Below are 24366 nucleotides of genomic sequence, written 5' to 3' on the forward strand. Positions count from 1 at the left end.
CTGTGCGCGGACAGTGCGGCAATCCGCCGCAACACCGGACAGATGGGCGACAACAGGCCGTGCACGCCCGCGACCTGGGCCGATGGGCGATCGTGATCAACTCGTGACGCCTGCCGAGCCTGGTCCGCACCCGTCGCGCCCACCCGGCCTGAATCGCCTGTATTCACAGGTCACCCGCATGGTGGCCACATTCACCCGCCCCTTATCGTCAGCCTCGACAGCGGACCCTTGTTCTGGAGCGCAACGCCCTGGGGTCCGCCACGAAGGTGGGGAATCCATGCGCAAGTACGCCATAGGCGCCGTCGTCTCCGGCGCCCTGGCTCTGTCCGCCCTGGCCGTGCCGGCCGCGTCGGCCACCACTCCGGACTTCACCTTCTCGAAGGTGGTCGTCAACGGCGGCAAGCCGATCGTCGTCGGCACCACCAACGTGGTGAACGTTCCGGTCACCTACACCCTGACCCGCCCCGCCGACATCGTGCTCGACTACAAGACGAAGGCGGCCGGCGTCGTCCTCTACCGGGGTTCGCTCTCCCGGATCGAGAACGAGGTCGAGAACGACGCCCTTCCCACCTGCACCACCACGGCCACGACCGCCACGATGGTGACCGAGTCCTGCAAGGAGACGATCGCCGTCGATCCGTTCCTCCTGTTCGAGGCCGCGGACGCCACCACCTGGCACGCCGCCGGCTACTACGGGCGCATCGCCGCGGACGAGGACGACTCCGACGGCCACGTCAGCTTCGACTACGCCGACGACATGTGGGGCCCCCTGGCCTCCGTGCAGGTCAAGCGCGCCGCCAAGCTCACCGTGAACGCGGGCCCGGAGCCGGTCACCAAGGGCAAAACCCTCACCGTCACCGGCGGCCTGACCCGCGCCAACTGGTACAGCGGCGAGTACGCGGGCTACACCGGCCAGCCGGTCGCCCTGCAGTTCAAGGCCAAGGGCGCGAGCGCCTACACGACCGTCAAGACGGTCACGTCCGGCACGTCCGGCGCGCTCAAGACCACCGTCACGGCCTCGGCCGACGGCACCTACCGTTTCTCCTTCGCCGGAACGTCCACCACCGGGGCCAAGGCGGCCACCGGTGACTACGTCGACGTGAAGTAGGCCGCGGCGCGCCACGAACGCGCGCTGTCCAGCACCGACACACCGCCCTCGCAGGTAACGACTCTGTTGCCGCGGGGGCGGTTTCTCTTGACGCCCCCACCTCCCCCGGCCTACTTTCCTCGCACCAGCAATAGGAAACTTTCCTAACAATGATCTTGCGGTGGACTTCCCGAAGGCACCCCTGGGAAGCTGGTCGGTCAAGAAGGGCAGGTGGCGACAGACATGGCAGGATCCGCCGGTACGCCGGGCACCCCCCGCGTCCTGCGCGCGATGAACGACCGCGCCGCGCTCGATCTGCTGCTCGCGCACGGCCCGCTCTCCCGGACCCGGATCGGGAAGCTCACCGGGCTGTCGAAGCCCACCGCCTCGCAGCTCCTCGCCCGCCTGGAAGCCGCGGGCCTCGTGCTCGCCACCGGCACGAGCGAGGGCCGGCCCGGCCCCAACGCCCAGCTCTACGTGGTCAATCCGGGCGCCGGCCACGCGGCGGGCCTGGACGTCACCCCCGAGCGCATCCTGGCCGCCGTCGCCGACATCACCGGCCGGACGGTCGGTGAGTACGAGCTGCCCACCCCGGGCCGCCGCCCGGCCCAGCCCGTCGTACGCCAGGTCACCGACGCCCTCGACGGCGCGGTCAAGGCGGCCGGGCTCGCCCGGGACGACGTCCGCCGCCTGGTCATCGGCACCCCCGGCGCCTTCGACCCCAACACCGGCCGGCTGCGTTACGCCTCCCACCTGCCCGGCTGGCACACCCCCGCCCTCCTCGACGAACTGGCGGCCGCGCTGCCGATGCCCGTCGAATACGAGAACGACGTCAACCTCGTCGCCATCGCGGAGCAGCGGCTCGGTGCCGCCCAGGGCCACGAGGACTTCGTCCTGCTGTGGAACGAGGGCGGTCTCGGCGCCGCGCTGGTGCTCGGCGGCCGGCTGCACCGCGGCTGGACCGGCGGCGCCGGCGAGGTCGGCTTCCTGCCGGTGCCCGGCGCGCCCCTGGTGCGCCAGGTGACCAAGGCCAACAGCGGCGGCTACCAGGAACTGGCCGGTTCGCAGGCCATCCCCAAGCTGGCGCGCGAGCTCGGCATCAAGGACCTGCCCACGGGCCCCTACGCCGAGGTCGCGGCCACCGTCGTCGAACGGGCCGCCGCCGTCGACGAGGGCCCCTACCGGCGGCTCCTGGAGACGTACGCGACCGGGCTCGCCACCGGTCTGGCCTCCCTGGTCTCCGTGCTCGACCCCGAACTGGTCGTCCTCAGCGGATCGTCGCTCACCGCGGGCGGGGAACCGCTGCGCGCCCTGGTCCAGGCCGAGCTGGAGGAGCTGGCCGCGTCCCGGCCACGCCTCGTCGTCGGCGACGTACACGAACACCCCGTGCTGCGCGGCGCGTTGGAGAGCGCCCTGGCAGCCACCCGCGACGAGGTCTTCGACACCTCCCGCTGAATCCGTCCTCAGCCCGCAACTCCCCCGTCCCGCCCCGTCCCTCGCAGGGAGATCTCGCCATGCCCGGAATGTCCCGAAAGACGGCTGTCGCGTTCGCCGCTTCCGCCTCGATAGCCCTCCTCGCCACCGCCTGTACCGGCCAGTCCGACTCCGGCGCGAGCGACGACGCGTCCAAGGAGCAGACGATCAACTTCTGGCACGCCTGGAGCGCGCCGAACGAGGTCAAGGCCGTGAAGTCGCTGGTCGCGGGCTTCGAGAAGGCGCACCCCAACATCCATGTGAACGTCGTCGGCAACATGACCGACGACAAGATCAACCAGGCGCTGCGCGCGGGCGGCGACAAGGCCCCCGACGTCGTCTCCTCCTTCACCACCAACAACGTGGGCAAGTTCTGCTCGTCCGGTGCCTTCGTCGATCTGAACCCCTTCTTCAAGAAGGCGGACATCGACCCGGAGACGACCTTCCCGAAGGCGATGAACGAGTACACCCAGTTCGACGGCAACCGCTGCACGGTGCCGCTGCTCGGTGACGCGTACGGGCTCTACTACAACAAGACCGCTTTCGAGAAGGCCGGGATCAGCTCTCCTCCGAAGACGTGGTCGGAGTTCGAGAAGGACGCCAAGAAGCTGACCGTCGCCAAGGGCGACTCGTACTCCCAGCTCGGCTTCATGCCGAACTACCACGGCTGGGAGTCCACCACCGAACACTACTTCGGGCAGTTCTCGCCGACGTACTTCGACAGCAGCGGCAAGTCGAACATCGCCAAGGACCCCGCTTTCACAGCCGGGTTCACCCTCCAGAAGAAGCTGGTCGACGAACTCGGCGGCTACAAGAAGCTGGAGACCTACCGTTCCAAGCTCGGTGACGAATGGGGCCCCAAGCACCCCTTCCACACCGGTCAGGTCGCCATGCAGCTCGACGGCGAGTGGCGGCTCGGCATGGCAGAGGAGGCCAAGCCCGGCTTCGAGATCGGGGTCGCCCCGCTGCCCGTCCCGGACGACCAGGCCGACCAGTACGGCAAGGGCTACATCACCGGCACGATCGCGGGCGTCGCGGCCACCAGCAAGAAGCGGAACGCGGCCTGGGAACTGGTCAAATACATGACCACGGACACGGACGCGGTGGTCGGCTTCGCCAACGACATCCACAACGTGCCCTCCACGCTCGCGGCCCTCAAGTCGCCGAAGCTGAAGTACGACCCGCGGTTCAAGACCTTCCTGGACATCGCGTCGAACCCGAACTCGACGACGACTCCGGCGTCCATCAACGGCGGCACCTACCTCGTGACGCTCCAGCAGTTCGGATACGACTACGAGAGCGGCAAGACCAAAGATCTGAAGGCGGGCCTGGAAGCCACCGCCAAGCAGATCGACACGGACATCGCGCAGGCGAAGTAGCCGCACGGACATGAGTACTGTCACGCTCGCTTCGAAGCGCCGGCGATCGGCGCTTCGGACCCTCGCCTTCATGTCGCCCTGGCTGATCGGTTTCGCGGTCTTCTTCGCCTACCCGCTGATCTCGACCGTCTACTTCTCCTTCATGCACTACGACGGCTTCAAACCGCCGACGTGGAGCGGAACGAAGAACTGGACGTACGTCTTCGAGAACTACCCGCTGTTCTGGCCCGCGTTGCGCAACACCCTGTGGCTGGTCCTCGTCATGGTGACCCTGCGGGTGCTGTTCGGACTCGGCGTGGGACTGCTGATCACGAAGATCAAGACGGGCACGGGTGTCTTCCGCACCCTCTTCTACCTGCCCTACCTCGCCCCGCCGGTCGCGGCCACCATGGCCTTCGCCTTCCTCCTCAACCCCGGTACGGGACCGGTCAATTCGCTCCTGGAGAAGATCGGCATCCCGGCTCCCGGCTGGTTCAACGACCCCACCTGGTCCAAGCCGGCCCTGACCCTGCTCGCCCTGTGGGGCATCGGCGACCTGATGGTCATCTTCATGGCCGCGCTGCTCGACGTGCCCACCGAGCAGTACGAGGCCGCCGAACTGGACGGCGCCTCCGCCTGGCAGCGCTTCCGGTACGTCACACTGCCGAACATCTCGCCGATCGTGATGTTCGCCGTCGTCACCGGTGTGATCCAGACCATGCAGTACTACACACAGCCGCTGATCGCCGGGAAGGTCGCCTCGGGCGTCATCCAGGGCGCCGGTACGCAGTTCGAGCCCGGCTATCCCGACAAGTCGACACTCACCCTGCCGCAGCTCGTCTACAACCTCGGCTTCCAGCGCTTCGACTACGGCTCCGCCTGTGTGGTCGCGCTCGTGCTGTTCGCCCTGTCCATGGTGTTCACCGCGTTCCTGATGCGGCGCCGGGGCGGTCTCATCCAGGCAGGTGACTGACCGATGACTCAAGTACTCGACAAGCCGGTGGAGTTGACGGCTCCCGTCTCCCCCGCCGAGCGCACCGCCCGCCGCAGGGCCCTCCTGGAGTGGGTCGCGATCCACTCCCTCGGCCTCGCGGCCGCCCTCTTCTTCGTGCTGCCCTTCGTGTTCGTGTTCCTGACCTCGCTGATGAGCGACACCCAGGCGCTGAGCCGCGATCTCATCCCGCACACCTGGGAGTGGGGCAACTACAAGAAGGTCTTCGACACCCCGGGCTTCCTCACCTGGTGGCGGAACACCCTGCTGTACGCGGGAGCCGGCACCGTTCTGACGGTCGTCTCCTCGATCCCGGTCGCCTACGCGCTCGCCAAGTTCCGCTTCCGCGGCCGGAACCTGTCGCTGATGCTGGTCATCTCGATGATGATGCTGCCGCCGCAGGTCGTGATCATCCCGATGTACCTCTTCTGGGCCAAGCAGCTGGACCTGTCCGGCACGCTGTGGCCGCTGATCATCCCGATGGCGTTCGGGGACGCGTTCTCCATCTTCCTGCTGCGCCAGTTCCTGATGACCATCCCGAACGAGTACCTGGACGCGGCCAAGGTCGACGGGTGCGGGGACCTGCGGACGCTGCTGAAGGTCGTCCTGCCGATGGCGAAGCCGGGGATCGCGGCCGTCGCCCTCTTCCAGTTCTTCTACGCCTGGAACGACTACTTCGGCCCGCAGATCTACGCCTCCGAGAACCAGAACGCCTGGACCCTCTCCTACGGCCTGGAGTCGTTCAAGGGCGCGCACCACACCGACTGGAATCTCACCATGGCCGCGACCGTCCTGGTCATGGCCCCCGTGATCCTCGTGTTCTTCTTCGCGCAGAAGGCGTTCGTCGAGGGCGTCACGCTCACCGGAGTGAAGGGTTAACCATGAAACTCACCGTGGTCGGCGGAGGGTCGACCTACACCCCCGAACTCATCGACGGCTTCGCGCGGCTCAGGGACACCCTGCCCGTGGAGGAGCTGGTCCTCGTCGACCCGGCCGCCGAACGCCTGGAGCTGGTGGGCGGCCTCGCCCGGCGGATCTTCGCCAAGCAGGGCCACCCCGGCCGGATCGTCACCACGTCCGACCTGGACGCGGGCGTGGAGGGCGCCGACGCGGTGCTCCTCCAACTGCGCGTCGGCGGCCAGGCGGCCCGCCGGCAGGACGAGACCTGGCCGCTGGAGTGCGGCTGCGTCGGGCAGGAGACGACGGGCGCGGGCGGCCTGGCCAAGGCGCTGCGCACGGTTCCGGTGGTGCTGGACATCGCGGAGCGGGTCCGCCGTACCAACCCGGACGCGTGGATCATCGACTTCACCAACCCGGTCGGCATCGTCACGCGCGCCCTCCTCCAGGCGGGCCACAAGACGGTCGGCCTGTGCAACGTGGCGATCGGCTTCCAGCGCAAGTTCGCCGGGCTGCTCGGGGTCTCCCCCGCCGATGTGCATCTCGACCATGTGGGCCTCAACCACCTCACCTGGGAGACCGGTGTGCGCCTGGGCGGTCCCGAGGGCGAGAACGTCCTGCCCAAGCTGCTCGCCGAGCACGGCGACGCCGTCGCCGACGACCTGCGCCTGCCCCGCACGCTCGTCGACCGCCTCGGCGTGGTCCCCTCGTACTACCTGCGCTACTTCTACGCGCACGACGCCGTCGTCGAGGAGCTGCGCACCAAGCCCTCCCGGGCCGCCGAAGTCGCGGAGATGGAACGGCAGTTGCTGACGATGTACGGCGACCCGGCGCTCGACGAGAAGCCGGAGCTGCTGGCCCGCCGCGGCGGCGCCTTCTACTCCGAGGCCGCCGTGGACCTGGCCGCCTCGCTGCTCGGCGGGGGCGGCAGCCCCTACCAGGTGGTGAACACGTACAACCGGGGAACCCTGCCGTTCCTGCCGGACGACGCGGTGATCGAGGTACAGGCCGCGGTCAGCTCCAAGGGCCCGACGCCGCTTCCGGTGCCGGCCGTGGACGCGCTGTACGCGGGCCTCATGGCGAACGTGACGGCGTACGAGGACCTCGCCCTGGAGGCCGCCCTGCGCGGCGGCCGCGACCGGGTCTTCCGGGCCCTGCTCGCGCACCCCCTGGTCGGCCAGTACGCCTACGCCGACGCCCTGACCGACCAGCTGATCGCGCACAACCGGGAGCACCTCGCGTGGGCATGACCTCGACGGAATCCGGCGCCGGGACGGCCGCCGGGTCCGGCCCCGCGGCCGCGGGCCTCGTGCTGGCCATCGACGCGGGGAACAGCAAGACCGACGTGGCCGTGGTGAGCGCGGACGGCAGGGTGACCGGCGTCGCGCGCGGGGGCGGGTTCCGGCCCCCGGCGGTCGGCGTCGAGACGGCGGTGGACACGGTCGCCGACGCCGTACGGCGGGCCTTCGCCGAGGCGGGCGTCACCTCGGTCGACCATGTCTCGGCCTGTCTCGCCAACGCCGATCTGCCCGTGGAGGAGGAGCAGTTGGCGGCCGCGCTGCACGCGCGCGCGTGGGGCGCGGGGGTGGAGGTGCGCAACGACACCTTCGCGATCCTGCGGGCCGGGATCGCCGAGCCGCGCGGCGTCGCCGTCGTCTGCGGGGCCGGCATCAACTGCGTCGGCATGCGTCCCGACGGCCGCACCGCCCGTTTCCCCGCCATCGGCCGTATCTCCGGTGACTGGGGCGGCGGCTGGGGTCTGGCGGAGGAGGCCCTGTGGCACGCGGCACGGGCCGAGGACGGCCGGGGCGGACCGACCGCCCTGGCCCGCACCCTGCCCGCGCACTTCGGCCTGGACTCCATGTACGCGCTCATCGAGGCGCTCCACCTCGAACACATCGGCAACGCGCGGCGCCACGAGCTGACCCCGGTCCTGTTCGCCACGGCCGTGGACGGCGATCCGGTGGCCCGCGGACTCGTCGACCGGCTCGCGGACGAGGTGGTCGCGATGGCCACGGTGGCCCTGACCCGCCTCGGCCTCCTCACCGAGGAGACCCCGGTCCTCCTCGGCGGCAGCATCCTCGCCGCCCGCCATCCCCAGCTCGACGACCGCATCCACGAACTCCTGGCCGCCCGCGCGCCCAAGGCGGTCCCCCGGGTGGTCACGGCCCCTCCGGTGCTGGGAGCGGCGCTCCTGGGCCTGGACCACGTACGGGCCGCGGACGAGATCCACGCGCGGGTGCGGTCGTTCTACGAACGGGGCTGAGGAGGCCCGCGGGGCGTGGGGCACCGGTGCGTCGCACGGCGGCTCCCGGACCCTCCATGACCTGCCGCGCAGGGCCGGGAACCAAACAGAACCGGAACACGTGTTCATGAGAAGGGGGGTGGCACGGGGGAAACGTGCTGCGCCGTGATCCGAACAAGATCCAGGCAAGGCCTGTGCGGATGCCGGTCCCGGCGGCGATACTTGCCGCCGTGCACGTACGCCGGCCGGCCGCGCTTCCCGCGCCCGCGGCGAGCGTGACCGACCGGATGACCATGGGGGAGGTCAAAAGTGACACACCCGCCGAGCGGCAACGCGGCGCCACCGGGGCGCGGCGCGCCCACGATGCCGGCCGTGCCGTCGCAGCCCGGGCCTCCCGTGCCGCCGGGCGGATCCACCGTGCCGCAGGCCGGGTTCGGCGCCGACCAGGGCGTCCCGCCGGCTCCCGGCACGGCACCACGGCGTACGGCGTGGGCCGAGGGCGTGGACCGGCTGCGTGCCGCGGCGACTACGGAGCCGGGGCGGCTGCGGATCATCGGCGCCTTCCTCGCCCTGCTGGTCGTCGCGTTCGGCTCGGTCACCGCCTGGCAGATGACGGAGCGTTCGGCCGCCGCGGACAACGTGCTGCACAGCAGTCAGCCGCTTAGCGCGAGCGCGGCGGACATCTACCGCTCCCTCGCCGACGCCAACACCGCGGCCTCCAGCGGCTTCCTCGCGGGCGGCCAGGAGACGAAGGACTCCCGCGACCGCTACGAGCGGGACATCAGGACGGCGGCCGCGAAGCTGATCACCGCGGCCAACAGCTCGGAGCCGGGCTCCCCTTCGGCCAGGACCATCTCCCAGCTGAACGAACTGCTGCCGGAGTACAAGGGCCTGATCGAGCGGGCCCGCGCCAACAACCGGCAGGGCTACCCGCTGGGCGGCGCCTACCTGCGGTACGCGAACGAGAAGATGCAGCACGAGATGCTCCCGAAGGCCGAGGATCTCTACCAGCGCGAGAACCAGCGGCTGAGCGCCGACTACGCCGACGCGAAGCCCTACCCGTGGGCCGCGATCGCCCTCGGTCTCGTCGCGCTCGGCGCCCTCGCCTGGGCTCAGCGGCGCAACTACCACCGTACGAACCGGGTTCTGAACCAGGGCATGGCCGCCGCCACCGCGGCCTCGGTGGTCGTCCTGCTGTGGCTCACCGTCGGGCACAGCGTCGCCCGGGCCGGGCTCAACGACTCCTACGACCACGGGGTCCGTTCGCTGAACGTCCTGCACGACGCGCAGATCGCGTCCCTGAAGGCGCGGGGCAACGAGAACCTCACCCTGGTCAGCCGGGGCGCCGAGACGAAGACCCTGGCCGACGGCAAGACGACCGTGGACCTGTACGACTACAACTTCGACCAGGACATGAAGACGCTCACCAAGGGCCTCGCGCTGGCGGCGGGCCTCGCGGACGACCAGCCGGGCGAGAAGCCCGTACAGGCCGCGACCTCCAACATGGAGGAATGGAAGCTGCGTCACCAGGAGGCCCGCAAGGCCGACAACGACGGCAGGTACCAGCTCGCCCTGGACAAGGTCATCGGCGCCGCCGACAAGCAGCCCACGGGCCAGTGCTTCGACGGCGTCGACAAGAACCTGACGCTCGCGCTGACGCACGAGGAGAGCGAGTTCCAGCGGGCGGCGAGCGACGGCCTGGGCGCCATGACCGGCCTCCCGGTCGGCGCCGCGGTCCTCGCGGTGCTGGCCGCGGCGGGCGCGTTGCTCGGCATCGGGCGCAGGCTTTCGGAGTACCGGTGAGAGGGGGAGCGGCGATGATCGCACGACGCCTGAGGGCAAGCCTGAAGGGCTGGGGCGGCGTGGGCGCGATGGCCGTCGCCTGCGCGACAGCCCTGGTCCTCGCACTGATGCTGCCTATGAGCGACGTGCGCGGGACCGGCGGCACCGGCATCGGCGGGCAGGGCGTGGCCCGGGGCACCCAGGCCAGGGCCGCCGCGTGCACCGACCCGCAGAACCGGAGTCTCGCCCCGTCGGGCGCGGACGGGGCGACGATCGAGGCCATCAAGAACCGCGAGGACCGGCGGCTGATCGTCGGCGTCGACCAGAACAGCTACCACTGGGGCTACCGCGACCCGAACAACCCGAAGGCCGGCAGCGACCTGGAGGGCTTCGACATCGACCTGGTCCACGCGATAGCCAAGGACATCCTGGGCGACGAGAACGCCGTCCAGTTCCGGGCCATCCCCACCAGCCAGCGCATCCCCGCGATCCAGAGCGGCAAGGTCGACATGGTGGTGCGCACCATGACGATCACCTGTGACCGCCTCCAGCAGGTCGCGTTCTCCGCGCCGTACTTCAAGACCGGCCAGCAGGTGCTGGCCCCGGCGAAGTCCGGCGTCAAGGGGTACGACGAGACCCTCGCCAGGAAGCGGATCTGCTCGGCGGCGGGGTCGACGGCGTACGACCGGCTGAAGGCGGACCGGGACGCGGGCAAGCTCGTGTCCTCCGCCGTCATCGCCCCTCCCGTGCCCAACCAGCTCGACTGTCTGGTGCGCCTCCAGCTCGGTGAGGCCGACGCGGTGGTCACGGACGGCGCGCTCGCAGCGAGCCAGGCGGCCCAGGACCCCACGGTCGCGCTCAAGGGCGGCCCCTTCACCACCGAGTACTACGGCGTGGCGATGAAGCTGGGCTCCGACGATCTGGTACGCCGGGTCAACCGGATCCTCGCGGACTACCGCCAGGACGGCTGGCGGGAGTCGTACGACAAGTGGCTCGCTCCGACCCTCGGACCGGACTCCCCCTCGGAGAACCCGCCCACCGCCCAGTACAAGTCATCGACCTGATACCACTGGAGAGTTGCCCGGGCGCACACACCGAGCGCACAGGGAACGCACGAGAACGAGAGGTGATCGATGGGCGTCACGGGACCCCCCGGGCCGGTGATGGACCGGGACGAGGCGGACCGTGCGCTGGCGCGCCTCGGCGCGGAGCACGAGGCCATCGAGACCTCGCTCCTCGCCCTGCAGGACCACGCGGGCCGCAGACTCCTGGAAGGCGCCGAACTCACCGGCACGACCAAGGAGCGCTGGACGTCCGCCGAGGCGTCGATCACCTTGCTGTGGGCGTACTTCGACGCGTACACGGACGCGCTGCACTCCGCGCGCGAGATCCGTTCGCGCAGACGCTGGTCCAGCCGTGAGGACCTGGTCGAGCTGACGGAGCTGCTGCGCGGTGCCGGCATCACGGTCGCCGGTTCCACCACGGCCACCGCGAACGCGCCGACGCTGGCCGGCACCGGAAAGCTCAGCGAGCAGTTCTCGCTGGCCGCGCTGGTGGACCGGATGAACGAGCTGTACGCGTCCTCGCTCGACATGGTCGTGACCGCGGACGCCGTGTGGTCCGCGCTGCCCGCCCGGATCGATTTACTGGCCGCGGAGCTCCAGCGCACCCGCACGCTCGCGCACTCCGTGGGCGTGCGCCCCGGCGAGCATCCCTCGGGCGACGACCTGGAGCGGATCACCCGGACCCTGACCACCCTGCGCGAGCGGGTCGTCTCCGACCCGCTGGCCTTCTGGGTTCCCGCGCAGGGGAGTTCGGCCCCGGGCGGCGGTCGCCCGGACACGACGACGTACGACCGTGAGGCGCGCGCCCTGGAGGAGGTGCGCCGGGAGATCGACGCGGTGCTCACCGTGCGGCAGGACGCGGAGGCGCGGCTGGTGAGGCTGCGGGACGTGCTCAGCCGCGCGGACCGCACGCTCGCCGAGGCGAGGAGTGCCCGCGGTGAGGTGCTCGCGAAGATCGCCGCGTCCGAGGTGCCGGCCGTCAGCGGTCCGCCGACGGCGTTGCAGGAGCAGCTGGCGACGGCCGCGGAGTACCGCAGGCACGCGCAGTGGCACCGCCTCTCCCCGCTGCTGGAGGCGCTGGAGGAGAAGGCGGAGGACGAACTCCTGCGCGCCCGCGAGTCGTTGTCGGCGGTCACCCAGCCGCTGGCGGTCCGTGCGGAGCTGCGCGGCCGTCTCGACGCGTACAAGGCGAAGGTCGCCCGGCACGGCCTCGCCGAGGACCCGTTCCTGGTGGAGCGCTACGACGCGGCCCGGCGCATGCTGTGGAGCGCTCCCTGCGATCTGCGGGTGGCGGAGGAGGCGGTGCTGCGCTACCAGCGGGCGGCCGCCGAGCTGCTGAGCCCGCGGGTGCCCGAGCAGGGCGGGCCTCATGACCGTGCGGACCGGAGGGGGCCCGACGCGTGAGCGTTGAAGGGGATGCGGTGTGAGTGAGCAGGCTGTGAGCGAACAGCGGAAGTGCCAGCGGCCCGATTGCGAGGGGTCGTACGAGGACATGGGCGGCGGCGAGCTGTACTGCGACACGTGCGGGCTCGCCCCGGTCGTGCCGGCGTCGGGGTCTCCCCTCGGGGGCGGCCGGGAACCCGGGGAAGGCATGGTGAGTTCTCCCCCGACCGGCCCGACGGGCGGCGGCCGGGGTTCGCGCGGCTCCAACAGCAGCAGTGCGCGCAGCGGTTCACGTGCCAGCGCGCGTACGTCGTCGCGCTCCTCGCAGTCGCGGCGCTCGGTCTCCGGCCGGCTGTCGCGGTCGCTGTCGGGCAGTTCGACGGGCCGTTCGGTGTCGGTGCGCAGCTCGGGTTCGACGGCGGCCTCCTCCGGCCGGGGCCGGCTCGGTGCCGGGCTCGTCGAGGTTCCGGACGTGCCGCGGCCCGACCCGCGCGTGATGGTCCTGGAGAACCCGGAGGTGCCCGAGCGCAAACGGTTCTGTTCGCGCTCCGACTGCGGTGCGCCGGTGGGACGTTCGCGCGGTGACCGGCCCGGTCGCACCGAGGGGTTCTGCACGAAGTGCGGCCACCCGTACTCGTTCGTGCCGAAGCTGCACACCGGTGACATCGTGCACGGCCAGTACGAGGTGGTGGGCTGTCTGGCGCACGGCGGGCTCGGCTGGGTCTATCTCGCCGTCGACCGCGCGGTGTCCGACCGCTGGGTGGTCCTCAAGGGCCTGCTCGACACCGGCGACCAGGACGCGATGGCGGCCGCGATCTCCGAGCGGCGCTTCCTCGCGGAGATCGAGCACGCCAACATCGTGCGGATCTACAACTTCGTCGAGCACCTCGACCAGCGGACGGGTTCGCTGGACGGGTACATCGTCATGGAGTACGTCGGCGGCAAGTCGCTGAAGGAGATCGCCAACGGGCGCCGTACGGCGGACGGCAAGCGCGACCCGCTGCCGGTGGAGCAGGCCTGCGCCTACGGCATCGAGGCCCTGGAGGCCCTCGGCCATCTGCACAGCCGCAATCTGCTGTACTGCGACTTCAAGGTCGACAACGCGATCCAGACCGAGGACCAGCTCAAGCTGATCGACATGGGCGCGGTCCGCAGGATGGACGACGACGAGTCGGCCATCTACGGCACGGTGGGCTACCAGGCCCCCGAGGTGGCCGAGGCGGGTCCCTCGGTCGCCTCCGACCTCTACACCGTCGCCCGTACGCTCGCCGTCCTCGCCTTCGACTTCCAGGGCTACACGAACGTCTTCGTGGACTCCCTGCCCGACCCCGACAACATCGAGGTCTTCCGCCAGTACGAGTCCTTCTACCGGCTCCTCGTCCGGGCCACCGACCCGGACCCGGCCCGCCGTTTCGCCTCCGCGCAGGAGATGTCGGAGCAGCTGACCGGCGTGCTGCGCGAGGTGGTCTCGCTCCAGACGGGGCGTGCGCGGCCGTCTCTGTCGACCCTGTTCGGACCGGAGACCAAGGTCACGGACACGGAGTTGTTCGGCGAGGCGACGCAGGACGTGTCGCGGCTGGGGGGCCGCGTGGTCCCCGTACGGGGGAAGAAGGGCGCGCCCCGGCTGCCCGCCGGGACGAACGGCACCCGGCCGCCGCTCGCGCCGGCCTCCACCGCCCTGGTCAAGCCCGTCCAGGCGGCGGCCACCGCGCTCGCGCTGCCCGTCCCGCGGGTGGACCCGGGCGACCCGAACGCCGGTTTCCTCGCGGGACTCATCGCGTCCGCGCCCGCGGAGCTGATCGCCGCGCTGCGCGCCGCCCCGGCCGGTTCACCGGAACTGCGGCTGCGTGAGCTGCGGGCCCGTCTGGAGATGGGCGAACTGGTCGGCGCGGGCAGGGCCGTCGAGGCGCTGGAGACGGATCACCCGGACGACTGGCGGGTGGTCTGGTACCGCGGTGTCACAGCGCTGGCGACCGGGGAGAACGAGGTCGCGGCGCTGTCCTTCGATGCGATCTACGACGCCTTCCCCGGCGAGCCCGCGCCCAAGCTGGCCCTCGGCCTGTGCGCGGAGGTGCTCGGCCAGCTGGACAACGCGGCCGAGTACTACCGCCTGGTGTGGACGACCGACCCCAGCTATGTGAGCGCGGCGTTCGGCCTGGCCCGGGTGCAGCTCGCGGCGGGCGACCGCCGTGGTGCCGTACGCACCCTGGAATCCGTACCGGAGTCGTCGATCCACTACACGGCGGCGCGGGTCGCGGCCGTGCGGGCGCGGCTGCGGCAGCGGTCGGCCGCGGAGGCCGCGGCGGCGCCGTTCCTGGGCGATCTGACGGCAGCCGCCGGGCAGGTCGAGGCCCTCGACGGATTCGGTCTGGACGCGGTGCGGCGCGAGCAGTTGTCGACGGAGGTCCTCGGCTGCGCGCTGGACTGGGTACTCTCCGGTAGCCAGGGTTCCGCTCCGGCTTCCGGAGGCGGACCTGCGCTGCTCGGCAGCGATTTGGACGAACGCGGCCTCCGTTTCGGCCTCGAACGTTCGTACCGGACGCTGGCCCGGCTCGCGCGGGGCGGCGAGGAGAGGATCGACCTGGTGGAACGTGCCAACCGTTTCCGCCCCCGGACGTGGGTGTGATTGATGTCCCAGATGCCCCAGCCGACGGCCGTTTCGCGGTGCCCCAGTTGCGAGGAGCCGCTGGAGGCGGCCGACCGTTTCTGCGGTGCGTGCGGCTACGACCTGTCGGCGGTGCCCGCACCGCCGCAGGACCATCCCACGATCGCCATGAACGGCACGTCGGCGTCTCCCCCGCCGGCGGCCCCGTCCGTGGACTGGCCCCTCGCGCCGGAGGTCGACAGCTCCGACGTACCCGCGCCGGTGCACCGCGCCACCGACATACGGGGCACCGATTCGGGTGGTTCCGAACTCCCGCATCCGCAGCACCCGCACGGGGATCCGAGTGGTTCCGAACTCCCGCGTCCGGAGCACCCGCACGGGGATCCGGCGGGCGTCCGGCCGTCCGTTCCCAAGCGGCCCGCCGGGCAGCCGACGGGCGTGCGGTTCGACCGGCCCTCGGAGCCCGACGAGTACCCGCTCGCCCCGCCGGCCGACGGGGCCCGGACCGCGGAGGGCCGTCCGGCCGGGGGACCTGACCCCGAGATCCCCGCCGATCCCCGGACCGCCGACCTCCCGGCGCCCCCCGCGGGTGCCAAGCTGTGTGTGGCCTGCCGTGAGGGGCATGTCGACACCGACGGCTACTGCGAGAACTGCGGGCATGCGCAGCCACGGGAACGGGACCACATGGAACAGGAGTTGGACGCGGTCGCCGCGGTCAGCGACCGCGGTCTGCGCCACCACCGCAACGAGGACGCGTTCGCGATCTCCTCGACCGCGCTGCCCGACGGTTCCCCCGCGGTCGTCGCGATCGTCTGCGACGGGGTCTCCTCCGCGACCCGCCCGGACGAGGCCTCGCTCGCCGCGTCCCGTGCGGCGAACGAGTCGCTCCTGGCGGCTCTTCCGCTGGGCACGCACCCGCAGCAGGCCATGCACGAGGCGATCGTCGCGGCCGCGGAGGCCGTCAACGCGCTGGCCGACCCGTCCACCGCCCAGGGCGACCACGCGCCGCACGTGAACGCGCCCGCCTGCACCATCGTCGGCGCCGTCGTCACTCCCGCCCTGCTGATCGTCGGCTGGGTCGGCGACAGCCGCGTCTACTGGGTGCCCGTCGACCGCTCCTCGCTGCCGGCCCGGCTCACCGAGGACGACTCGTGGGCCGCGCAGATGGTCGCCGCGGGCCTGATGAACGAGGCGGAGGCGTACGCCGACGAGCGGGCCCACGCGATCACCGGCTGGCTCGGCGCCGACGCCTACGAACTGGAGCCGCACACCGTCTCGTTCAAGCCGGACCGGCCGGGTGTGGTCGTCGTGTGCACCGACGGGCTGTGGAACTACGCGGAGGCGGCGGAGGACATGGCCGAGGCCGTCCCCCTCGACGCCGCCGAGAGGCCGCTGCACAGCGCCCAGGTTCTGGTCGGTCACGCCCTGGACGGCGGGGGCCACGACAACGTAACAGTGGCCGTCTTGCCGTTCCCCGCCCCCTCCCAGGGGGCAGGATCGGCCTGAGGCCGTGAACGAACGGGGACGGCCGCGGACCGGAGGGGACCGGTCCGCACACAGTCATCACCTCCGCCAGAGCCGGAGGCCCGAGGGGGACAGAGAAAGCATGGCCAATTTCTCGAAGTCGAACGTGCCGCAGTTCTCGGTCGACGTGTACCAGAACGCGTACCTGCCGGAGGGCGGTCGCGAGGTCAACGCGATCGTCACGGTGAGCGCGACCGGCGGCGGCACCGTCGGAAGCGCGGTCGCCGCGCCGCACCTGTACACGGCGGGGCAGGGCCCGGACGCCGCCGTGGCGATCATGGTCGACTGTTCGGGCTCGATGGACTACCCGCCGACCAAGATGCGCAACGCCCGCGACGCGACGGCCGCCGCGATCGACACCCTGCGCGACGGGGTCCACTTCGCGGTGATCGGCGGCACGCACGTCGCCAAAGAGGTCTATCCGGGCAACGGACGGCTCGCGGTGGCCGACACGGCCACCCGCGACCAGGCCAAACAGGCGCTGCGCAAACTCAGCGCGGGCGGGGGTACGGCGATCGGCACCTGGCTGCGGCTCGCCGACCGGCTGCTGTCCTCGGCGGAGGTGTCGATCCGGCACGGCATCGTGCTCACCGACGGCCGCAACGAGCACGAGTCGCCCGAGGACCTGAAGGCCGCGCTGGACTCCTGTGCCGGACGCTTCACGTGTGACGCGCGTGGAGTCGGCACCGACTGGGAGGTCAAGGAGGTCACCGGGATCGCCTCGGCGCTGCTCGGCACCGCCGACATCGTCGCCGACCCGGCGGCCCTCGCCGCCGACTTCACGCAGATGATGGAGACGGCCATGGGCAAGGAGGTCGCCGACGTGGCCCTGCGGCTGTGGACGCCGGTCGGCACCGAGATCAAGTTCGTCAAGCAAGTGGCGCCCACGGTGGAGGAGTTGACCGACCGTCGCACCGAGGCCGGCCCCCGCGCGGGCGACTACCCGACCGGCTCCTGGGGCGACGAGTCCCGCGATTACCACGTGTGCGTCCAGGTCCCGACGGCAGGCCTCGGCCAGGAGATGCTCGCCGCCCGGGTCTCGCTGGTGATCCCGCAGGGCGACGGCAGTGTGCAGAACCTCGGCGCGCAGGGGCTCGTACGGGCCGTGTGGACCGACGACATGGTCGCCTCGACGTCCATCAACCCGCAGGTCGCGCACTACACGGGTCAGGCCGAACTGGCACAAGTCATCCAACAGGGGCTGGATCTTCGTAAAGCGGGAGATGTGGACGGAGCAACAGCCAAGCTGGGACGGGCCGTTCAGCTCGCCGGAGCCTCCGGAAACGCCGATACCGCGAAACTGCTCGCGAAGGTGGTGGACGTGGTCGACGCCGCGGCAGGTACTGTGCGATTGAAAGCAAGGGTCGCAGAAGCTGACGAGATGACCCTCGAGACACGGTCCACAAAGACTGTTCGTGTAAAGAAGTAGCGAGCCCGGTTCCCGTGGGGAGCCGGAGAAACCCGGTCACAACGGCCGGAAAAGGAAAGGGGGAAGCGCCGACATGCCGACCTGCCCGAACGGACACCAGTCGGGTTCCGACGACTGGTGCGAGGTCTGCGGTCACCGTATGGCCGGTGCCGTGCCCCCGCTCCCTCCCCCGCCGCCACCCGGCGCCGGTTACGCCTATCCGCCGCCCGGTTCGCCGCCGCCCGGCCCCGGCGGCCGGTCGCACCTGTCCGCCGTCCCGGACTCCGAGCCGGAGCTCTGCCCGCAGTGCCGTACGCCCCGTGAGGGGGCGGCGCCGTTCTGCGAGGAGTGCCGGTGGAACTTCCTGACCAACACGGCGACGTCGTACACCCCGGCGGCCCCGCGTCCGCCCGCGTCCGCGCAGGGCGGTCCCGGCGGGCAGGCGCCGTACGGCGGTCCTGGTGGTCCCGGCGGTGCCGGTGGTCCCGGTGGCCAGAATCCCGCGCTGCGGTTCCAGCAGCAGGGACCGGGACAGCAGGGCGGTCCGGGTGCCGGTGGCCCCGGGCACGACCCGTTCGAGTACCAGAGTTCGCGGCCCTCGCAGATGAACCGGCCCGCGGAACCGATCCCGCCGGGCCCCTCGGCCCAGCCCTACGGCGGCCCCTCGGGCTTCGGCGGCGACCCGTCGCGTCCGGTTCCGCCGCCGCCCGGGCCCACGCCCGGCGGCCCCGGTGCCCCGCAGCAGGCCTACACCCAGCAGCCCGCGTCGCCCTTCACGCAGGGCGGACCGCCGCAGCAGGGCGGACCGCAGTCCGGCGGCGCGGCCTTCGGCGGCGCTGACGACGACTGGGTGATCCCCCCGCCGTCGCCTGGTTCGCCCGGCGGCCCGGGCGGTCAGGGCGGCCCGAACGGCCCGGGTCAGGGCGGCTACGGCTACCCGCAGCCCGGTGTCACCCAGGCCCCGCCCGGCCCCGGCTACCAGCAGCAACAGCAGCAGCAGCCGCTGTCCTGGAGCGCGACCATCGGACCCGACCGTGAGTACTTCATGGCGATGATGCAGCGCTCCGGGCCCGAGGCCGCGGGCCTGAACCTTCCCGCGTACTCGCCGGAGCAGCAGCGGCAGCTCATCGGCAACCAGATCACCATCGGCCGTCGCCGGCACTCCACCGGCGACACCCCGGACATCGACCTGTCGGTGCCCCCGGAGGACCCGGGCGTCTCGCACCAGCACGCGGTCCTGGTCCAGCAGCCGGACGGCACCTGGGCGGTCGTCGACCAGAACTCGACGAACGGGACCACGGTCAACGGCGGCGAGGAGCCCATCCAGCCGTTCGTTCCGGTACCGCTGCAGGACGGGGACCGGGTGCACGTCGGCGCCTGGACGACGATCACGATCCGCCGGGGCTGAGCACGGTCCCGGGCGCGCTGGTCACCACCCCGCCCGGCCGAGCAGGCTTCAGCGGCTCCGGGCGGCTCCCACCGCCGGGGGCCGCTCCCGGCCGCGCGGGCGGGCTCACGGCAGTGGCCAGGCGTACGGCCCCTCCGGGTCGTCCAGCCAGGCCCAGGCGCGCCCTTCGTCGACCGTGATCCCGTACCGCTCGCGTGTCGGCTGCCCCTCGCGCTCCCACAGCGCGTACGCGTCGTGCGGGTCCAGGCTGCCCGCCGTCAGGGTCAGCAGGAACCGGAACAGGTCGTGGCCGCGGGCCCGGCGCGGCAGCCCGCCGAGCCGGGCCGGCTCCGGCTCCGGCCCGGGCCGGGTGGCGCCGCGCAGCGGCACGAAGAAGGCGGGCGTGTGCAGGAAGCGCCCCTCGGCATGCCCGGCGTCGCGCACGCGCAGCGCGATCAGGCCGGTGGCCAGCGGCGCGAGGATGCGGGCACCGGGGCTGCACTGGGGCAGCCACGGGCGCGGGATCGTGGCCAGCGTGCAGGTGGCGATGATCCGGTCGAAGGGAGCGCGCTCGGGGACCCCGCGGGCGCCGTCGCCGGTGACGACGGTCGGCCGGTACCCGGCGATGGCCAGATGCTGTCGCGCGGCCTCGGTGATCTCCACGTCGAGGTCGATCGTGGTCACCAGGTCGTCGCCCAGGCGGTGGGCGAGCAGGGCCGCGTTGTAGCCGGTGCCGGCGCCGATCTCCAGGACGGCGTCCCCGTCCCGTACCGCCAGCTCGGTCAGCATCTTCGCCATCAGCGACGGCTGGCTGCTGGAGGAGACCAGCTCCCCGTCCCGCACCCGGGTCGCCAGCGGGGCGTCCGCGTACGCGCCGCGCAGCCAGCGGTCCCTGGCCCGCGGGTCCGGGTCCTCGCCCCACACGCGCTCGAAGCCGCCGCTGACGCCGATGTAGTAGGAGGGCACGAAGAGGTGGCGCGGGACGGCCTCGAAGGCCTCCCGCCAGACCGGGTCGCTCTCCCAGGCCCCGCTCCGGTCGATCTCGCGCACCAGGGACGCCCGCGCCAGGTCGGCGAGGTCCTCCGGGTCGGTGCCGGTGTCGAGAGCGTGCGCACCCATACCTCCACTGTGCTGCCGGACGGGCCACGAGGCGAGCGCCGGACCCGGCCGATCCGGAGCGGATCCGTCCACGGCGCGGTGCGTGGACGGAGCGGGTCCGTCCACCGTGTGGTGCGTGGACGGAGCGGTCCGTCCACCGTCTGGTGCGTAGTCCTAAGCCTTGAGTCCTCGGTCACCCCGTCTGAGAGCATGGGGGCGTGAAAGAGATTCGGCGCGGCACGCTTCAGGAGCAGACCTTCTACGAGCAGGTCGGCGGCGAGGAGACCTTCCGGCGCCTCGTGCACCGTTTCTACGAGGGTGTCGCCGGCGATCCGCTGCTGAAGCCCATGTATCCCGAGGAGGATCTGGGTCCGGCCGAGGAGCGCCTCACGCTGTTCCTGATCCAGTACTGGGGCGGCCCGACGACGTACAGCGAGAACCGCGGCCACCCCCGGCTGCGGATGCGGCACGCCCCCTTCAAGGTGGACCAGGCCGCGCACGACGCCTGGCTCACGCACATGCGCGTCGCCGTCGACGAGCTCGGCCTCTCCGAGGAGCACGAGCACACGCTGTGGAACTACCTGACGTACGCGGCCGCTTCGATGGTGAACACAGCGAGCTGACCACCGGTCACTGACGCGCGCATTCCGGTCGCGCGGCGTCGGATTCCGGTCACAATCCGGTCAAGGCCGCTCTACAAGCGCTTACACCCGGGCCCTCCCCTCTGGAAGCATCACGCGAAAGTCCGAGATCCGGGACAACGGCGGGGGGCCGGGTGACGGGGTTCGTCCTACTGCGCGCGCGGGCACACCGTCTGCTGCCGGCCGCCGCGCTGCTCACCGTCCTGCTGACCACGGCGGTTCTCGCGACGCTCACCGCGTACTCGGGCGCGATCGGCGACGCCTCACTGCGCCACGCGCTCCAGGACCCCGCCAACGCCGACGCCACCTCGCTGCTCGTCCGCGCCGACGTCGCCTCGGGCGGGCGGGCCGCCGCCGCCAGGGCCGTACGCGAGGGGGCCGGGCGCACCTTCGACGGGTTCCCGGTCACCGTGCGCACGCTGGTGCGCTCGGGCCCGTACGCGCTCCCCCGTTCCCTCCAGGAGCCCGCCGCACGGGCCGGGGACCCGGACCTCACCCGCTTCGCCGCCCTCGACCGCACCCAGGTCAGGGTCACCGCGGGACGGCTGCCCGCCGGGTCCGGCGCCTCCGCCACCTCCGCCACCTCCGTCATCGATGTCGCCCTGCCCGCGCGGGCCGCCGACCGGCTCGGGCTGCGGCCGGGAGCGCGGCTCACCCTCGTGGACCGGCTCGGCGGCCCGAAGGTGCGCGTGCGGATCACCGGCCTGTACCGGCCCGCCCGGGCAGGCGCGGCCTACTGGCGGCTCGACGAACTGGGCGGACGCGGCATCAAGAAGGTCGACTTCACGACGTACGGCCCCCTGCTCGCCGATCCCGGCACCCTCACCGGCGGCCGGGTGAGCGCCGGGGAGTCCGCGTGGCTCGCGTCGGCCGACTTCTCGACCCTGACGCCCGGCGGGATCGGCGCCCTGCGGGACGCGGCCCGCGCGGGCCAGTCGGGGCTGCGCAAGAACCACGCCCTCAGCGGGGCGACGGCCGTCACGACCTCGCTGCCCGAAGTCCTCGACAGCGTCGACCGCTCGTTGCTGGTGTCGCGCTCGACGCTGCTGATCGTCGCCCTGCAACTGGCGCTGCTCGCCGGTTACGCGCTGCTGCTGGTCGCCCGGCTGCTGAGCGCCGAACGGGCGGGCGAGACACAGGTGCTGCGGGCGCGGGGAGCCTCACGCGGCCGGATCGCCGGGCTCGCCGCGCTGGAGGCACTGCTGCTGGCCGTGCCCGCGGCCCTCTGCGCGCCGCCCGCCGCCGGGCCGCTGACCCGGCTGCTCGCGGGACTGGGCGCACCGGGGCGGATCGGGCTGCACCTCGACCTCGCCGCGGGGCGCGGCGGGGTGTGGCTGGTCGCGGCGGGGGTGGCGCTGGGGTGCGCGCTGGCCGTGACGGTCCCGGCGCTCACCGCCGGGGACGGGCCGGCGGGGCGGGCGCGTTCGCTGCCGGGTCCGGTGCGCGCGGGCGCGGACGTCGGCCTGCTGGTGATCGCCGGGGTCGCCTACTGGCAACTGGACCGGCAGACCTCGGGCGCCCTCACCGGCTCCTCCTCCCCGACGCCCGGTTCCGACGCGGGCGGCCGGGGCACCCTCGGCATCGATCCGCTGCTGGTCTCGGCGCCCTCCCTCGCGCTGCTCGCCGGAACCGTGCTCACCCTGCGGCTGCTGCCTCCCGTGGCCCGGCTCGCCGAGCACCGGGCGGCGAGCGGCCGGGGGCTGCCCGCCGCCCTCGCGGGCTGGCAGATCGGCCGCCGCCCGACGCGTGGCGCCGGACCGGTCCTGCTCCTGGTCCTCGCGGTGGCCACGGGCATGCTCGCCATCGGCCAGGGCGCCTCCTGGGACCGCTCGCAGGACGATCAGGCGGACTTCCGGGCCGGTACGTCCGTGCGCGTCCTCGCGGGCGACGACGCCGGTCCGGGCCAGGCCGGCACCTACACGGCGCTCCCGGACGTCCGCTCGGCGGCGCCCGCCGCCCGCACGACCCTGCCGCTGTCGGGCAGCCGTACGGCGACGGTCCTCGCGCTGGACACCACGCACGCGGCGGACGGGGTGCTGCTGCGCGGCGATCTGGCCGGCCGACCGGTGAAACCCCTGCTGGCGGGGCTCGCCCCGAAGGGCGCGACCAAGGGCACCGCGATCCCGAAGGGCGCGACACGGCTCGGCATGACGCTGCGGATGCGCAGCACCGGGGAGGGGGCGACCGCGGACGTGTCGGTCACGTTGGAGGACGGCTTCGGAACGCCGTACACCGTGCGGATCGGTGAACTGCCCGGCGACGGAAGGCCGCACCCCCTGTCGCTGGACCTCCCCTCGGGCCCGCTGACGTTCACCGGACTCCAGCTGGACATGACCCAGCCCATCGACAAGGCCCAGCAACACCGGGTCGACGTCGAGGAGTTGAGCGCGACCGACGCGGGCGGGGCGCGGCGGCGACTCCCGCTGCCGACCGACTGGGACACCACCTCGCGGACCAACAGCACGTCGGCGTCGCCGGACGCGTCCACCCGCCCCACACCCCCGCGGACGACGACGTCCTCGGACCGGTCCCTCTCGGTCCGCTACGGCACCGGCTACGTCCCGAACGAATTCGCCTGGCAGATCACCTCGCTGACGGTCCGTCTGCGGGTCGTCCAGCCTCCGGTTCCAGGGATCACCGCCATCGCGACGGACCGTTTCCTGGAGTCGTCGGGCGCGCGGCCGGGGCAGCGGCTGGACGTGCCGTTCGCCGGCGGGACGGTCCCGGTGCGGATCGTGGACACCGTACGGGCGCTGCCGACGACCTCGGACGGCGACGACGGGGGCGGGGCGCTGCTCGTCGATCTCCGGTCCGTGAACCGGGTGTTGCAGGCGCGCCAGGGGCTGAGCGTCGCGCCCACCGAGTGGTGGCTGCACACCGCGTCCGGCGACGCGGCGCGGGTGGCGGCGGCTCTGCGCGAGCTGCCCGGCATCGATCCCTCGCAGGTCGTCGTGCGCGACGAGCTCGCCGACCGGCTGCGCGACGACCCGTTCGGGGCCGGCCCTCAGGCCGCGTTCGCCGCGGCGGCCGTGGTGGCGGCGGCCCTGGCCGCGGTCGGTTTCGCGGTGAGCACGGCCGGATCGCTGCGCGAACGCGGCGCCGAGTTCGCGGTGCTCAGGGCCCTGGGCGCGCCGCGCCGCCAGCTGGCCCGGCTGATCGCCGCCGAGCAGGGCGTCCTGGTGTTCCTGGCACTGGTGGTGGGAGTCGCTCTCGGCACGGTGCTGACCAGGGCGGTCGTCCCGCTGATCGTCCTGACGTCGGAGGCCGGCCGGCCGGTCCCCGGGGTCCTGGTCCGGCTCCCGCTCGCGCACGTCGCCGTGCTGCTGGCGGCCGTGGCCGTGACGCCGCTGGCCATCACGGCGTTCCTGGCGCTGCGCCGCCCGGACACGGCAGGTTCGCTGCGCCGGCTGGGAGGCGAGTGAC

At 72.3% G+C, this 24366-nt stretch carries 17 protein-coding genes; 16 read left to right on the top strand and 1 reads right to left on the bottom strand.

Annotated elements, in window-relative coordinates:
- Positions 1-277 precede the first annotated feature (277 nt).
- From ABZX90_RS06000 to ABZX90_RS06065, 14 genes are all read left to right on the top strand, one after another.
- Complete coding sequence (locus ABZX90_RS06000; protein WP_351135255.1) at positions 278-1108, top strand: hypothetical protein; 831 nt, start codon at positions 278-280, stop codon at positions 1106-1108.
- Positions 1109-1330: 222 nt separating this feature from the next.
- The gene (locus ABZX90_RS06005; RefSeq protein WP_351135253.1) at positions 1331-2542 is read left to right on the top strand and encodes an ROK family transcriptional regulator; all 1212 of its coding nucleotides are present in this window, start codon (positions 1331-1333) and stop codon (positions 2540-2542) included.
- Positions 2543-2601: 59 nt separating this feature from the next.
- On the top strand, positions 2602-3939 hold the full coding sequence (locus ABZX90_RS06010) for an ABC transporter substrate-binding protein (protein ID WP_351135251.1): 1338 nt from the start codon (positions 2602-2604) through the stop codon (positions 3937-3939).
- 10 nt (positions 3940-3949) lie between these two features.
- Positions 3950-4891 (top strand): sugar ABC transporter permease, encoded by a 942-nt coding sequence (locus ABZX90_RS06015; protein ID WP_351135249.1) that lies wholly within the window; start codon positions 3950-3952, stop codon positions 4889-4891.
- A 3-nt stretch (positions 4892-4894) separates the two neighbouring features.
- Positions 4895-5788 carry a carbohydrate ABC transporter permease gene (locus tag ABZX90_RS06020; RefSeq protein ID WP_355201815.1) on the top strand — a complete coding sequence of 298 codons (894 nt, stop codon included), beginning with the start codon at positions 4895-4897 and terminating at the stop codon, positions 5786-5788.
- A 2-nt stretch (positions 5789-5790) separates the two neighbouring features.
- On the top strand, positions 5791-7056 hold the full coding sequence (locus tag ABZX90_RS06025) for a 6-phospho-beta-glucosidase (RefSeq protein WP_355201817.1): 1266 nt from the start codon (positions 5791-5793) through the stop codon (positions 7054-7056).
- Positions 7057-7115: 59 nt separating this feature from the next.
- The gene (locus tag ABZX90_RS06030; protein ID WP_351134164.1) at positions 7116-8072 is read left to right on the top strand and encodes a BadF/BadG/BcrA/BcrD ATPase family protein; all 957 of its coding nucleotides are present in this window, start codon (positions 7116-7118) and stop codon (positions 8070-8072) included.
- Positions 8073-8414: 342 nt separating this feature from the next.
- On the top strand, positions 8415-9854 hold the full coding sequence (locus tag ABZX90_RS06035) for a hypothetical protein (protein WP_355202337.1): 1440 nt from the start codon (positions 8415-8417) through the stop codon (positions 9852-9854).
- Positions 9855-9868: 14 nt separating this feature from the next.
- Entirely contained in the window at positions 9869-10897 is a 1029-nt protein-coding gene (locus tag ABZX90_RS06040) for a glutamate ABC transporter substrate-binding protein (protein WP_351134155.1), read from the top strand.
- A gap of 69 nt (positions 10898-10966) precedes the next feature.
- The gene (locus ABZX90_RS06045; RefSeq protein ID WP_355201819.1) at positions 10967-12301 is read left to right on the top strand and encodes a hypothetical protein; all 1335 of its coding nucleotides are present in this window, start codon (positions 10967-10969) and stop codon (positions 12299-12301) included.
- A gap of 88 nt (positions 12302-12389) precedes the next feature.
- Complete coding sequence (locus tag ABZX90_RS06050) at positions 12390-14906, top strand: tetratricopeptide repeat protein (protein ID WP_355202340.1); 2517 nt, start codon at positions 12390-12392, stop codon at positions 14904-14906.
- Positions 14907-16391: a protein phosphatase 2C domain-containing protein gene (locus ABZX90_RS06055; protein WP_355201821.1), complete on the top strand. Its 1485-nt coding sequence runs from the start codon at positions 14907-14909 to the stop codon at positions 16389-16391.
- A gap of 100 nt (positions 16392-16491) precedes the next feature.
- Positions 16492-17838, top strand: coding sequence for a VWA domain-containing protein (locus tag ABZX90_RS06060; protein WP_355201823.1), 1347 nt, complete (start codon positions 16492-16494; stop codon positions 17836-17838).
- Positions 17839-17911: 73 nt separating this feature from the next.
- Positions 17912-19225: an FHA domain-containing protein gene (locus ABZX90_RS06065; RefSeq protein WP_351134147.1), complete on the top strand. Its 1314-nt coding sequence runs from the start codon at positions 17912-17914 to the stop codon at positions 19223-19225.
- 105 nt (positions 19226-19330) lie between these two features.
- Here the strand turns inward: ABZX90_RS06065 and ABZX90_RS06070 are convergent, their stop codons facing one another.
- Positions 19331-20323, bottom strand: coding sequence for a methyltransferase domain-containing protein (locus ABZX90_RS06070; protein WP_351134145.1), 993 nt, complete (start codon positions 20321-20323; stop codon positions 19331-19333).
- Between the two features lie 197 nt (positions 20324-20520).
- Here ABZX90_RS06070 and ABZX90_RS06075 point away from each other — a divergent pair, with 197 nt between their 5' ends.
- Entirely contained in the window at positions 20521-20925 is a 405-nt protein-coding gene (locus tag ABZX90_RS06075) for a globin (RefSeq protein ID WP_351134143.1), read from the top strand.
- Between the two features lie 152 nt (positions 20926-21077).
- On the top strand, positions 21078-24365 hold the full coding sequence (locus ABZX90_RS06080) for an ABC transporter permease (protein ID WP_355201826.1): 3288 nt from the start codon (positions 21078-21080) through the stop codon (positions 24363-24365).
- Position 24366: the final 1 nt, after the last annotated feature.

The organism is Streptomyces sp. NPDC002935, from assembly GCF_040611295.1.
Classification (GTDB): domain Bacteria; phylum Actinomycetota; class Actinomycetes; order Streptomycetales; family Streptomycetaceae; genus Streptomyces.

Bases quoted from the DNA above. Each gene is read 5' to 3' on its own strand.
- ABZX90_RS06000 (WP_351135255.1), top strand. From the start codon at position 278: ATGCGCAAGTACGCCATAGGCGCCGTCGTCTCCGGCGCCCTGGCTCTG.
- ABZX90_RS06005 (WP_351135253.1), top strand. From the start codon at position 1,331: ATGGCAGGATCCGCCGGTACGCCGGGCACCCCCCGCGTCCTGCGCGCG.
- ABZX90_RS06010 (WP_351135251.1), top strand. From the start codon at position 2,602: ATGCCCGGAATGTCCCGAAAGACGGCTGTCGCGTTCGCCGCTTCCGCC.
- ABZX90_RS06015 (WP_351135249.1), top strand. From the start codon at position 3,950: ATGAGTACTGTCACGCTCGCTTCGAAGCGCCGGCGATCGGCGCTTCGG.
- ABZX90_RS06020 (WP_355201815.1), top strand. From the start codon at position 4,895: ATGACTCAAGTACTCGACAAGCCGGTGGAGTTGACGGCTCCCGTCTCC.
- ABZX90_RS06025 (WP_355201817.1), top strand. From the start codon at position 5,791: ATGAAACTCACCGTGGTCGGCGGAGGGTCGACCTACACCCCCGAACTC.
- ABZX90_RS06035 (WP_355202337.1), top strand. From the start codon at position 8,415: ATGCCGGCCGTGCCGTCGCAGCCCGGGCCTCCCGTGCCGCCGGGCGGA.
- ABZX90_RS06040 (WP_351134155.1), top strand. From the start codon at position 9,869: ATGATCGCACGACGCCTGAGGGCAAGCCTGAAGGGCTGGGGCGGCGTG.
- ABZX90_RS06045 (WP_355201819.1), top strand. From the start codon at position 10,967: ATGGGCGTCACGGGACCCCCCGGGCCGGTGATGGACCGGGACGAGGCG.
- ABZX90_RS06050 (WP_355202340.1), top strand. From the start codon at position 12,390: ATGGGCGGCGGCGAGCTGTACTGCGACACGTGCGGGCTCGCCCCGGTC.
- ABZX90_RS06060 (WP_355201823.1), top strand. From the start codon at position 16,492: ATGGCCAATTTCTCGAAGTCGAACGTGCCGCAGTTCTCGGTCGACGTG.
- ABZX90_RS06065 (WP_351134147.1), top strand. From the start codon at position 17,912: ATGCCGACCTGCCCGAACGGACACCAGTCGGGTTCCGACGACTGGTGC.
- ABZX90_RS06070 (WP_351134145.1), bottom strand. From the start codon at position 20,323: ATGGGTGCGCACGCTCTCGACACCGGCACCGACCCGGAGGACCTCGCC.